This window comes from Flavobacteriaceae bacterium GSB9, from assembly GCA_022749295.1.
Taxonomy (GTDB): Bacteria; Bacteroidota; Bacteroidia; order Flavobacteriales; family Flavobacteriaceae; genus Flavisericum.
In genome coordinates, this window is the sequence record CP062007.1 from 2,683,178 (window position 1) to 2,695,950 (window position 12,773).

General features: G+C 36.3%; 11 protein-coding genes. 10 read left to right on the forward strand and 1 reads right to left on the reverse strand.

The window, feature by feature from the left end; genetic code table 11:
* Entirely contained in the window at positions 1 to 525 is a 525-nt protein-coding gene (locus GSB9_02359) for a peptide-methionine (S)-S-oxide reductase (GenBank protein UKM65788.1), read from the forward strand.
* Between the two features lie 104 nt (positions 526 to 629).
* Positions 630 to 4,334, forward strand: a complete 3,705-nt coding sequence (locus GSB9_02360) for a metallophosphoesterase (protein UKM65789.1) — start codon at positions 630 to 632, stop codon at positions 4,332 to 4,334.
* On the opposite strand, the gene GSB9_02361 is transcribed toward GSB9_02360, so the two are convergent.
* Entirely contained in the window at positions 4,323 to 5,129 is an 807-nt protein-coding gene (locus GSB9_02361; protein UKM65790.1) for a hypothetical protein, read from the reverse strand. The genes GSB9_02360 and GSB9_02361 overlap by 12 nt on opposite strands.
* A 132-nt stretch (positions 5,130 to 5,261) precedes the next feature.
* Here GSB9_02361 and GSB9_02362 point away from each other — a divergent pair, with 132 nt between their 5' ends.
* The 8 genes from GSB9_02362 (at position 5,262) to GSB9_02369 (ending at position 12,588) form a co-directional block, all read left to right on the forward strand.
* Positions 5,262 to 6,131, forward strand: a complete 870-nt coding sequence (locus GSB9_02362; protein ID UKM65791.1) for an acyl-CoA thioesterase II — start codon at positions 5,262 to 5,264, stop codon at positions 6,129 to 6,131.
* On the forward strand, positions 6,128 to 6,820 hold the full coding sequence (locus GSB9_02363) for a glycerophosphodiester phosphodiesterase (GenBank protein UKM65792.2): 693 nt from the start codon (positions 6,128 to 6,130) through the stop codon (positions 6,818 to 6,820). Before GSB9_02362 ends, GSB9_02363 begins: the two co-directional genes overlap by 4 nt.
* Positions 6,817 to 8,025, forward strand: a complete 1,209-nt coding sequence (locus GSB9_02364; protein ID UKM65793.1) for an NAD(P)/FAD-dependent oxidoreductase — start codon at positions 6,817 to 6,819, stop codon at positions 8,023 to 8,025. The genes GSB9_02363 and GSB9_02364 overlap by 4 nt, the downstream gene beginning before the upstream one ends.
* Before the next feature lie 2 nt (positions 8,026 to 8,027).
* Positions 8,028 to 8,564 carry a DUF1697 domain-containing protein gene (locus GSB9_02365; GenBank protein UKM65794.1) on the forward strand — a complete coding sequence of 179 codons (537 nt, stop codon included), beginning with the start codon at positions 8,028 to 8,030 and terminating at the stop codon, positions 8,562 to 8,564.
* A gap of 52 nt (positions 8,565 to 8,616) precedes the next feature.
* Entirely contained in the window at positions 8,617 to 9,699 is a 1,083-nt protein-coding gene (gene mvaD, locus GSB9_02366) for a diphosphomevalonate decarboxylase (GenBank protein UKM65795.1), read from the forward strand.
* A gap of 65 nt (positions 9,700 to 9,764) precedes the next feature.
* Positions 9,765 to 10,694 (forward strand): mevalonate kinase, encoded by a 930-nt coding sequence (locus GSB9_02367; protein ID UKM65796.1) that lies wholly within the window; start codon positions 9,765 to 9,767, stop codon positions 10,692 to 10,694.
* 51 nt (positions 10,695 to 10,745) lie between these two features.
* Complete coding sequence (locus GSB9_02368) at positions 10,746 to 11,648, forward strand: geranylgeranylglycerol-phosphate geranylgeranyltransferase (GenBank protein ID UKM65797.1); 903 nt, start codon at positions 10,746 to 10,748, stop codon at positions 11,646 to 11,648.
* Between the two features lie 97 nt (positions 11,649 to 11,745).
* A complete protein-coding gene (locus GSB9_02369) occupies positions 11,746 to 12,588 on the forward strand; it encodes a pseudouridine synthase (GenBank protein ID UKM65798.1) in 843 nt (280 codons plus the stop codon).
* Positions 12,589 to 12,773: the final 185 nt, after the last annotated feature.

Consider the following 12,773-nt stretch of genomic DNA (forward strand, 5'->3'; position numbering starts at 1 on the left):
ATGGCTGCTTTAAGTAAAATAGCGTTTGGTGGTGGTTGCCATTGGTGTACCGAAGCAGTGTTTCAATCGTTATTTGGTGTGGAGCAGGTCGAGCAAGGTTTTGTCGCTTCAAAAGATGAAAACCGAGCCTTTTCTGAGGCGGTTATTGTTCACTTCAATCCAAAGCAAATTCATCTTGAAACGTTAATTGAAATTCATTTGAATACCCATAAAAGATCGTCTTTACATTCCATGCGAAAAAAATACCGTTCGGCTATTTATACTTTTACAAACCAACAGGCTTTAATTTGTAAAAGGCATCTTTCAGATTTGCAAGACTGTTTCAAAACAGAAATTATAACCCGAGTGATGCCATTTAAAAGTTTTAAACCTTCAAGGAAACAAATACAAAATTATTATTTCAGCAACCCAGAGAAGCCATTTTGCAAAACATATATAAATCCAAAATTACAGTTGCTTATTAACAGTTATTCTGGTGTTGTTAACCATAATCGGTTAGCACATTTGAAAAATCAGAAAAAATAAATAAGGTTTTCTAGAAGGCATACCCGATGAAAAATAGTGTTTGCTTTTTTCGGACAATTATTTTTTAAAATGCAATATCTTTAGGGTTTCAGAAAAGGCGGAAAATGAAAACAGTTAGATGTATACTGGCTTTGGTGTTATTTTTTGTTGTAGGTGCGTGTGCAACTTATAAGCCGCAGTATGCCAATGAATATCATGATGATGTTACTTTTCCTAATAAAGAGGTAGATAAAACATTTTATTTAATTGGGGATGCAGGTTTGTCGCCTTCCGGGGGTATGTCTAAAGCCTTAAAAGCTTTCAATAAACATATTATTGGAACTTCAAAAGAAGAGGATTATGTTCTTTTTTTGGGAGATAACGTTTACCCTTCTGGTTTGCCCAAAAAGGATGATAAGAACAGGGTAACCGCCGAAAATGGATTGCATGCCCAGATAAATGCCGTCAAAAATTTTAAAGGCGAGGTTCTTTTCATTCCGGGAAATCATGATTGGTATGCCAATGGGTTAAAGGGGTTAAAACGGCAAGAAGAATACATAGAAGATGCTTTGGGGAAAAACACGTTTCAACCAGAAAATGGTTGTCCGCTTGAAAGCATTGATATTGGTGAAACCATACAATTAATTATTATCGATACGCAGTGGTATCTTGAAAATTGGAACCACCACCCAGCGATAAACGACAAGTGTGAGATAAAAACGAGAGAACGTTTTTTGCAGGAAGTAGAGGGTGAGTTAAAAAAAGCTCAAAATAAAACCATTGTGTTTGCTATGCATCACCCTATGTATACAAATGGTATCCACGGCGGAAACTATGCGATTAATAAACATCTTTACCCGTTACAAAAAAAAATACCAATGCCTGGCATCGCCTCGTTGGTGGCTCAAATACGAACGCAAGGCGGAGTATCTCCGCAGGATAGGTATAACGAGCGCTATCAAGAGCTAATGAGCCGATTGGAAACTATGGCTATCGATTCCAAAAACCTTGTGTTTGTTTCTGGACATGAGCATACTTTACAATATATTGAGGGGGAAGGTGTAAAGCAAATTGTTGCAGGGTCTGGTGCCAAAGAATCTTCTGTTGGCTTGAAAAATAACGGACTGTTTTCATATGGGAAACAAGGGTTTTCCGAGTTAACGGTTTTTAAGGACGGAAGCAGTTGGGCAAGGTATTTTGGAGAGGAAAATGGCGAACCCAAATTATTGTTTACAACTGAAGTTCACCCACCTAAAACATCGTATGATGTTTCAGAACTACCGGATACTTTTCCAAAAACTGTAGAAGTCTCCATTTATTCAAAGGAAGAAACCGATGTTTCAGGTTTTTTTAAATCTGTTTGGGGCGATCACTATCGCGATGTTTACAGCACAAAAATAAAGGCGAAAGTTGCTACTTTGGATACGCTTTTTGGTGGCTTGGAAATTGTTAGAAAAGGAGGTGGGCATCAAACACGTTCGTTGCGGTTAAAAACAAAAGATGGCCATGAACTCAACATGAGAGCCTTGAGAAAGAGTGCCACACAATACTTGCAAACTGTACTTTTTAAGGATACTTACGTGCAAGACGAGTTTGAAAAAACAGCGGTAGAAGAACTTATTTTGGATTTTTACACAGCAGCCCATCCTTATGCGTTTATGGTTGTTCCAGAGTTGTCTGATGCCGTAAGTGTAATGCACACCAATCCGAATCTGTTTTTTATACCTAAGCATAAACATTTGGGCGATTTCAATGAAGAATATGGTGGCGAACTTTATATGGTTGAAGAACGTCCCGAAAAAAGTTATGCTAAACAAAAAACTTTTGGTTATGCTAACGATATTGAGAGTACACATGATATTATTGAAAAAATAAGAGAAGATGAAGAACATAAAATTGAAGAAAATGCCTTTATAAAGGCGCGTTTGTTCGATATGCTTATAGGCGATTGGGACAGACATCAAGACCAATGGCGTTGGGCACAGTTTGATATGGATAACGGTGACCATTTTTATAGACCGATTCCGCGCGATAGAGATCAGGTGTTCTCTAATTTTGATGGAGCATTGCTTGATGTGATGCGCATTATTTCTGGTTCAACAAAGCAACTTCAAGTTTACGACGAGACCCTCAAGAATATAAATTGGATGAACAGTGCAGGTATTAAATTAGACCGCATTTTAGTTCAAAAATCAGAAAAAGACACCTGGGTTGAACAAGCAAAATTTATTCAAGAACACCTTACAGATGCCGTTATAGATAAAGCTTTTTTAAAGGTTCCTAAAGCAGTTCAAGACAAAACATTAAGCCAGGTAAAAGAAAAGCTTAAGGGAAGGCGGGACAATCTTCGGGATATTGCCGAACGATATTACAATCATTTAAATAAATTGGTGATTTTAACGGGCACCGATAAAGACGACTATTTTGAAATAACACGAAAGAATAATGACGAAACCCATGTGAAAATCACTCGTATAATTGATGGCGAAAAGGATAAGGTTATTGTAGATCGAACCTTTAATAAAGGAATTACTAAAGAAATATGGGTTTATGGGCTCGACGATAAGGATGTGTTTGAGGTTAAAGGTAAAACGAACAAGTATATTTTTATGAGGCTCATTGGTGGACAGGATAACGACTCGTACATCATAAGAAATGGTAAACGTATTAGGGTTTACGACCATAAGAGCAAAAAAAATACGATTAAGGAAAATAAGGGTGCACGAATAAGATTAACGGATATTTACGGGTTAAACCTATTCGATTTTAATAAAAACATTACAAAAACTAGCTTAATTACTCCTGCGATTGGTTTTAATCCTGATGATGGATTTTTAGTGGGATTATCTTATGCTTTAACAACTAAAGGGTTTCAGCGTAACCCTTTTTCGAGGCAACATAAATTTAAAGGTGGGTATTATTTCGCTACTGGAGGATTTTCCCTTGATTACAATGGGGAGTTTGCTAATGTTTTTGGTGATTGGAACTTGCATGTTGGCAGCCAGTTTACTTCCGAAAACTACACTAATAATTTTTTTGGATATGGAAACGAAACGAAAAACAATGATGGTGAACTCGGTTTGGATTTCAATCGTGTTAAAACAGGTGTTTACGCATTAAATGCAGGCGTTTTTAAAAAAGGCGATTTTGGTAGCAACTATGGTGTTAGGGCTGTTTTTGAAGGAATAGAAATAGAAGACACCGAAAATCGTTTTATAGCTGATTTTGTACCAATAAGTAATTCCAATTTTTACAAACGACGTTTTTTTGGAGGCCTCGAAGCCCAGTTTGATTATCAAAGTTACGACGATAAAATAAACCCGAAAAGAGGGATGGTTTTTAATTTTCAAATTGGAGGTAAAACCGAGTTTAAGGAAACAAAAAACACCTATGGTTACCTAAATTCCAGTATTGGCTTCTATAATGCGTTAACCACAAATAAAAAATTGGTTTTAAAATCCGATTTGCGAACCCAATGGCGAATGGGAGACGATTTGCTGTTTTACCAAGCGGCCAATATAGGTGGCGATAATGGCCTCCGCGGTTATAGAACCGAACGTTTTACTGGTAAAAATGCATTGGTTGGTAGTACCGATTTGCGGTACAGTTTCCCATCTTTTAAAACGAGAACATTGCCGTTTCAAATTGGTGTTTTTGGTGGTGCCGATGTTGGGCGCGTATGGCTAAAGAATGATTTTTCTGAAAAATGGCACAACGATTACGGTGGTGGTTTTTGGATTACAGCAGCTGAAAGTCTTTCTGGAACGTTCAACTTTTTTAATAGCGTGGAAGGTTTAAGGTTTTCTTTTGCGTTTGGTTTAAATTTTTAAGCTAAAAGTGTATAAATTCCCGCCTTCACTTTTGTTTCTTTCATCGGTAATGTAAACACTTTTATTGTTCTTAAAGCAAACCCCTTCTTTTTGCGAATCGTGTTTAAATTCAAGTTCTTTTATGTGACCTTTAAAAAACGAATCCGATTCAAAGTTCGTTATTTTCCATAGTTTGTCGTGGTTTAAAAGCACAACGGTTTTGCCATCGTCACTAATATCGGCCGAAGTTATTTTGTGATGTTTCCCTTCAAGGTTAAAGTCAGCGATCAATTCAGCTGTATGTTCTCCAACCGTATTAGGCACTTTTAATAAAATGCTCGTTTTGTTCTCTTTGCTAAAAATGTAAAAGTTGTCGTTAAAAAGAAAAAAGGCTTCAAAATCTTCTGTATTTACACCCTTAGGAAGCCTAAATCCTATAGTTTTGGCTGTGGAATTATTTGTTTCAAAATCCGATACTTTATAAATTGTAAAATGTTTCCTTTTTTTATTGTTGTTTCCAAAATCGCCAATGTAAAGATGACCTTCGTGGTCTGATGTTAAATCTTCCCAATCAATATTTACGGCATTTTTAATATTTATGGTTTTTATTAAATTACCCCGCTTATTAAAGCCGTAAATAGTGCTTTCGTTTCCGGCATCTTCAATCGTCCAGAGTAAATCGGAATTCGTAATGGTTTCAACCGCCGAAGCTTCTTTTAATTGGCTTGGTAAATTTGCAACTACGTTTAGTTTTCCTGTATTACACGAACTTAACATAAATAAAACATACCATATTTTCGGAATCTGATAAACCATGAATCTAAATTTTAAACCAAAGTACTCACTTTACAATGTAATGTGAAATTAAAATTCTTAAACTATTTTTAAAAGATGATTAAAAAGCTTTAATAATTTAATAGCTTTATACTCATAAAAATTGAGTTATAGATGACCACAGTTGATGATTTATTGAATTTGCTGATATTAGAAAAAGTGACCGAAAGCGAGTTTAACGGGGTAAGCAAAACTGTAGGGAGCCCAATAGTTTTCGGTGGTCAGGTATTGGCACAGGCTATTAACGCAGCAAGCAGGACCATTACCAATAAAAGGATTCTCCATTCCATGCATGCTTATTTTTTGGAACCGGGCGATTTAAACCAGCCAATCACTTATAACGTTAGCAAGGTTCGTGATGGCGGTAGTTTTTCAGTTCGTCGGGTAACAGCGCATCAAAAAGACAATACAATTTTTATTTTATCGGCCTCTTTCCATAAAAAAGAAGAAGGCTATAACCATCAAATAGACATAAAAAAAGGCTTAAAGCAGCCAGAAGAACTTTTGAGTTGGACCGATATTTTACATCAATTTGGTGATTTTTTACCAAAAAGCCTGAAATCGTTTTTTGAGATAGACCGTCCCGTGGAGTTTAAACCAACAGAAATTCCTAATCCATTAGAGCAAATAGATTTGCCACCATTTACCGATGTATGGTTTAAGTTAAAAGGCGATGTAAGTGGTTTGGATTTGGCTAAAAAACAGCAAATACTAACCTATATTTCAGATTATAATATTTTGGTGTCGGCATTAAACCCACATGCCAGTCAGGCTAACTGGGGCAACACCCAAACCGCCAGTTTAGACCACTCGATGTGGTATTTTAGAGATTTTAATTTTGATGATTGGCTATTGTTTTCCATGGAATCGCCAAGTACATCAAATGCGCGAGGTTTTGCAAGAGGAAACATTTTTACTCGGGAGGGTAAACTAATTGCTTCGGTAGCACAAGAAGGTCTTATGCGGCCAAAGAATAAAAAATGAAGACTAAAGTATGTTTAAAAATGGGGCATAGAGGTGCATTGGCATATATTGCAGAAAACACCATTCCGTCGATAGAAAAAGCATTAAGTTTCAATGTTGACGGAATTGAAATTGATGTACATCTGTGTGCCTCTGGCGAATTAGTTGTATTTCACGATTTTACTCTAGATCGTGTAACCAACGGTACTGGTGAAGTAAGAAAACATACGCTATCTGAGTTAAAACAACTACGTGTAATGGAGGAGTTTGAGATACCTACTTTACAGGAAGTCTTAAATCTCATTGATAAAAAATGTTTGTTAAATATTGAATTGAAAGGGCGTGGTACCGCAGCTAAAACCTGTGAGGTTATAGAGGCCTATACAAGAGAAAAAGGCTGGAGTTATAGTGATTTTATTGTGTCCAGTTTCCAGCATCACGAGTTGGAACATGTTTATAAAATCAATAAGAAAATTCCGCTAGGGATTTTAACTAAGGCGAGTGTAGCTGAAGCTATCGAATTTGCAGAAACCATAAACACTAAAATTATCCATCCTAATTTTGCATTGTTAACACGCGAGAACGTAAAAAAAGCGCAGCAAGATGGCTATATAATTAATACATGGACAGTTAACGATTCAGAAACCATTGCCCGAATGAAAGATTATGGTGTTGATGGTATTATCTCAGATTTTCCCGATAGACTATGAATCAAAAAGACGTTGTGGTAATTGGAGGTGGGGCTGCTGGTTTTTTCGCAGCCATTAACGTGGCTGAACAAAACCCAGATTTAAGCGTAGCTATTTTAGAGCGTGGAAAAGAAGGCTTGGCCAAGGTTAAAATTTCTGGTGGTGGGCGTTGTAATGTAACGCATGCCGAGTTTATTCCGCAGGAGCTGGTTCAGAATTATCCGCGTGGCGAAAAGGAATTGCTGGGACCCTTCCATCAATTTATGACGGGCGATACTATTGAATGGTTTGAAAAACGTGGCGTAGCATTGAAAATTGAAGAAGATGGTAGAATGTTTCCTGTCTCAAATTCTTCGCAAACCATTATCGATTGCTTTTTAAATGAAGCCAAAAAACATCATGTGGAAGTGTTTTATAGCCATTCGGTAAAATCGATAACGCAACCCAATGGTAGTTTTAAAATAGAAACCAACCAAACCTCGTTTTCCGCAGAAAAGGTATTGTTGGCCACGGGTAGTAATCCAAAAATTTGGCGTCTTTTAGAAGAGTTGGGCCATACTATCTCGCTACCAGTGCCTTCGCTTTTCACTTTTAATATAAATGATAGACGTATTGCCGATATTCCTGGGGTTGTAGCCCAAAACGTTGAGGTTAAAGTTTTAGAAACCAATTTATATAGCGAAGGGCCTTTGCTCATTACCCATTGGGGTATGAGTGCGCCTTCTATTTTAAAACTTTCGGCCTTTGGTGCGTTGGAATTAGCCAAACGAAATTACAAGTTTCAAATAGAAATCAATTTTATTAGGCATTCTTTTGATGATTGTTTGAGTATTTTAAAAATAAAAAAACAGGAATTGGCTAAAAAAACGGTTTATAAATCTACACAGTTCAATTTGCCCAAACGGTTGTGGCATCAGTTGGTTTTAGCTTCAAAAATAGATGTCGAGACACGATGGGCAGACCTAAACAAAACGCATTTAGAAGATTTGACCAGTCAGCTTACTTCAGCTGTTTTTAATGTAAACGGTAAAAGTACGTTTAAGGAAGAGTTTGTAACGGCAGGAGGAGTAAACTTAAAAGAGGTGAATTTTAAAACGTTTGAGAGCAAAGTGGTTAAAAATCTATACTTTGCTGGTGAAGTCCTAAATATTGACGCGGTTACTGGCGGATTCAATTTTCAAAATGCATGGACGGGTGCTTTCATTGCTGCTAAAAATATGGTGTAAAAATGGATACTTTTATTGCACTGCTAAGAGGTATAAACGTAAGCGGACAAAAGAAAGTCCCGATGGCCAATTTACGTCAATTATTCACAGAAACTGGTTTCGAAAAGGTTAAAACCTATATTCAAAGTGGAAATGTTGTTTTTCAATCTGCTGAAGACGATGTCCAAAAAATAGAAAGGAAAATCCAAAAAGCGATAAAAGATTCTTTTGATTTCGAGGTGCCTGTTTTGGTGAAGACACCAAGCCAACTTCAGCAAATATTCAAAGCCTGTCCTTTTGCACAGGAAAAGAAAGAAAATAGTTATTTTGTTATGCTTTATTCGATACCTGAAAAAGAATTGGTCGATAGATTAAAGGAAATAAGTTACCCTAACGAAACGTTTTCAATAACCGAAAACTGTGTTTATTTTTACTGTTCAACGGGTTACGGACAGGCGAAAATGAATAATAATTTTTTCGAACGGAAACTAAAAGTTACGGCTACGGCCAGAAACAATAAAACGATGGTTAAGTTAATAGCAATGCTAGCAGAAAGTTAAAAAAGCCATCGGGAATCACTATTTTTGCTAAAATTGGTACTAAAACCTAATCATGACAGAGCGTAATTTTATTCCTGAACCCTATTCAAAAACAGTTGATTCTGGTGTTTTTCAATGGTCATCGCCCAGCAATATTGCCTTAGTAAAATATTGGGGAAAGAAGAAAAACCAAATCCCAGAAAACCCATCTATAAGTTTTACGCTAGATTATTGTAAAACAATAACGAAACTAAGCTTTTCTAAAAAAGAGAGCCACGACAATTTTTCATTCGACGTGTTTTTAGATGGTGAAAAAAAAGACAGTTTTAAGCCAAAAATCAGTACGTTTTTTGAACGTATAGAACCCTATTTGCCATTTTTAAAACAGTATTATTTTAAGATTGAAACAGAAAATACCTTTCCGCATAGTTCGGGGATTGCCTCCTCGGCCTCGGGAATGAGTGCTTTAGCCTTGTGTTTAATGAGTGTTGAAAATACTTTGAGTGATGGTGTTTCCGAAGCGTTTTTTACAAAAAAAGCATCATTTTTGGCTCGATTGGGCTCTGGAAGTGCTTGCCGCAGTATTGAAGGTGAGTTAGTAGTTTGGGGGACGCATAATTTGGTGGAAGGTAGCAGCGACCTCTTTGGTTTAAAATACCCTTGTCAAGTACACGACAATTTTAAAAATTATCAGGATACGATTTTATTGGTTGATAAAGGCGAAAAACAAGTGAGCAGTACGGTAGGGCATAATTTAATGCACGGTCACCCATTTGCCGAAAAACGTTTTGAGCAGGCTGAAAATAATATTTCAGAAATAAAAAATATTCTTGAGCGTGGTGATTTGGATGCGTTTATTGCATTAGTAGAAAGCGAAGCCTTAACCCTGCATGCCATGATGATGACTAGTATGCCATACTTTATTTTAATGAAACCCAATACCCTTCAAATTATAAATAAAATCTGGACGTTTCGAGAAAATACAGGTTCAAAGGTTTGTTTTACGTTGGATGCAGGCGCCAATGTGCATGTGCTGTACCCGGAAAAAGAAGCTGCTCATGTTTTGAAATTCATTAAGAATGAATTAGTTGTGTATTGTCAAAATGGTCATTATATTTGCGACGTTGTTGGTTTGGGAGCCAAAAACATTTTATAAACACAATTTTTGTTTAAAAAAATTGTATATTTGTTAAACAAGGCGTTCTTAAACCGAAGAACATTATGAAAGGACCTCTATTTTATTCTAAGATTTTACTTTTTGGTGAGTATGGCATTATCAAAGATTCCAAAGGTCTGTCTATTCCTTACAGTTTTTACAACGGTGCTTTAAAAAATGACGGCAATACTTCTGTGAATGCCTTAAAATCTAACGAGAGTTTAAAACGCTTTGCTTCATATTTAGAAAAAATCGAAAGTGATTTGGTGCGTTTTGATATGGATAAGTTATCCGAAGATGTTAATGCGGGAATGTATTTCGATTCCTCTATTCCACAAGGCTATGGTGTAGGAAGTAGCGGTGCTTTGGTTGCGGCCATTTATGATAAGTACGCTTTCGATAAAATAACGGTACTTGAAAATCTAACACGCGAGAAGCTACTAAAATTAAAGTCGATTTTTTCGGCTATGGAATCTTTTTTCCACGGAAAATCATCGGGTCTTGATCCTTTAAACAGTTATTTGAGCATTCCTATACTTATTAACTCGAAAGATAATATTGAAGCAACCGGGATTCCTGCACAGCAACCAGAAGGCAAAGGTGCCGTATTCTTAATTGATAGTGGCATAATAGGGGAAACAGCTCCTATGGTAAGTCTTTTTATGGAAAATATGAAGCAGGAAGGTTTCAGAAATATGCTTAAAACCCAATTTATCAAGCATACCGATGCTTGTGTGGACGACTTTCTTAAAGGAAATATTAAATCCTTGTTTAAAAATACCAAACAGCTTTCTAAAGTGGTGCTTAATCACTTTAAACCAATGATACCGCAGCAGTTTCACGATCTTTGGAAAAAGGGTATCGATACCAACGCCTATTACTTAAAACTATGTGGTTCTGGTGGCGGAGGCTATATTTTAGGCTTTACTGAAGATTTTGAAAAAGCCAAAAAAGCCCTCGGAGCATACAAACTCGAGGTCGTTTATAACTTCTAACACTGTATTTTTCTTAGCTTTGCTTTCGGGAAAACATTAAAACAAGCGTTTATGTTAAGTAGGAAGCAGAAATACATTCTTTTAAAGTTTTTTAGTATGTTTTCTGTTGTACGCGGCTATAATGTACTGGTTATAGTTATTGCTCAATATTTGGCGTCTATTTATATTTTGGCACATGATAGGCCTTTAAACGAGGTGCTTTTTGATGTGAATTTACTAATGCTTGTTTTGGCATCGGCAGCCACAATTGCTGGAGGCTATATTATCAACAATTTTTACGATTCAGAAAAAGACTTAATAAATCGTCCCATAAAGTCAAAGTTGGACAGACTCGTGAGTCAAAACACCAAGCTTTCATTTTATTTTGTGCTCAACTTTATGGCCGTAGTGATGGCAAGCTATGTGTCGTTCAATGCCGTATTGTTTTTTGCCATTTATATTTTCGGAATTTGGTTTTATTCGCACAAGCTCAAAAAAAGACCATTCATAGGCAATGTAACCTCCGCCTTTTTAACCATTACTCCGTTTTTCGCCATTTTTATGTACTATAAAAATTTTGAAACGGTTATTTTTGTGCATGCCATGTTTTTGTTCTTGTTGGTTTACATGCGCGAGCTTACTAAAGATTTAGAAAACCTAAAAGGCGACTTCTTACAGGGTTATAAAACCATACCAGTGGTGTATGGCGACAAAGCCTCTAAAGTAATGTTAACTATATTGGCCATTCTAACTTTGGTTCCAACATATTTGCTGCTTTTTAGTTTTGATGTAGGCTATATGTATATTTATCTTTATTTGAGTATCGCTTTATTGCTCCTTTTTCTTTTTATACTTTGGAAGGCAAAAACCAAAACACACTACTTGATTCTGCATAATATTTTAAAATTTATAATCGTTGCGGGTGTGTTCTCGATTGTAATGATAAAAGTAAGCGTGGTTTTAAATCGGATTTAAAAGTATCACGTTCTATCTTCTACGAAAAGGAACAAAACAATGCTCTTAAAGCACAATCAAAATATTTAAGTATATCTTTGCATAAAATTTAATTGACATGAACAGACATCAAGGGGGTAAAGGAAAAGGAAAGCCATCAGGGCGAGGAAGCGGCAATAAGCGTTTTACGAGTTACGCAAGAGGAAATGCGCCCATTAAAAAGTCTGCCCCAAACCAAAAAACGCCAAGTAATCCTGATGAAATCAGATTAAATAAATATGTTGCCAACGCAGGTATATGCTCGCGTCGTGAGGCCGATGTACACATCGCCACTGGTTTGGTGACAGTTAACGGTAAAGTTATTACCGAAATGGGCTATAAAGTAAAGCCAGGCGACGATGTGCGTTACGATGGTTCAAGAATTAGTCCTGAGAGCAAGGCTTATGTACTACTTAATAAACCAAAAGGCTTTGCCACTACAACAAGCGAAAGCAAAGGACGAACCGTTATGGATTTGGTCGCTAATGCAACTAACGCCAGCATAAAACCCATTGGTAGATTAGGGCGCAATTCAAAAGGCTTGTTGTTGTTTACTAACGACGAAGCCATTGTGAAAAAGTTCACGAATTCTAAAAGAGGCGTACCACGGTTATTTCATATTGAGTTAGATAAAAATTTGAAACACGAAGATTTTAAGAAAATTCAAGCTGGTTTTAAAATTGATGGAAAACTCATTGAAGTTGAAGATATCAGTTATATCGATGGTGCCAAAAAGCGGGAAATAGGCTTGAAAATAAAAAATACGGGCAACACCATTATCCGTACTATTTTTGAGTATTTCAACTACGATATCGTCAGTTTAGATTGTGTAGCTATTGGGCATTTAACCAAAAAAGATATTCCACGTGGCCACTGGAAGCACTTAACTGAACAAGAACTTAATACTTTAAAAATGCTTTAATTTAAAAGTATAAGTTCATTTTAACTTTGTTTCCTGTTTTTTTAATGTAACACGCTTTGGTAATCGGCAGGTGAGTTTATACTTCCCAAGTTAATTCAAGGTTAAATGCCTGTGCGAACATTTGAGAATGTACGTAAAATCTAACAGAACTATAACAGTATAAAACCAAGCTGTTTGAAGAAAAT

Coding starts and splice junctions, on each gene's coding strand:
- GSB9_02359 (UKM65788.1), top strand. CDS start 1: ATGGCTGCTTTAAGTAAAATAGCGTTTGGTGGTGGTTGCCATTGGTGT.
- GSB9_02360 (UKM65789.1), top strand. CDS start 630: ATGAAAACAGTTAGATGTATACTGGCTTTGGTGTTATTTTTTGTTGTA.
- GSB9_02361 (UKM65790.1), bottom strand. CDS start 5,129: ATGGTTTATCAGATTCCGAAAATATGGTATGTTTTATTTATGTTAAGT.
- GSB9_02362 (UKM65791.1), top strand. CDS start 5,262: ATGACCACAGTTGATGATTTATTGAATTTGCTGATATTAGAAAAAGTG.
- GSB9_02363 (UKM65792.2), top strand. CDS start 6,128: ATGAAGACTAAAGTATGTTTAAAAATGGGGCATAGAGGTGCATTGGCA.
- GSB9_02364 (UKM65793.1), top strand. CDS start 6,817: ATGAATCAAAAAGACGTTGTGGTAATTGGAGGTGGGGCTGCTGGTTTT.
- GSB9_02365 (UKM65794.1), top strand. CDS start 8,028: ATGGATACTTTTATTGCACTGCTAAGAGGTATAAACGTAAGCGGACAA.
- mvaD (UKM65795.1), top strand. CDS start 8,617: ATGACAGAGCGTAATTTTATTCCTGAACCCTATTCAAAAACAGTTGAT.
- GSB9_02367 (UKM65796.1), top strand. CDS start 9,765: ATGAAAGGACCTCTATTTTATTCTAAGATTTTACTTTTTGGTGAGTAT.
- GSB9_02368 (UKM65797.1), top strand. CDS start 10,746: ATGTTAAGTAGGAAGCAGAAATACATTCTTTTAAAGTTTTTTAGTATG.
- GSB9_02369 (UKM65798.1), top strand. CDS start 11,746: ATGAACAGACATCAAGGGGGTAAAGGAAAAGGAAAGCCATCAGGGCGA.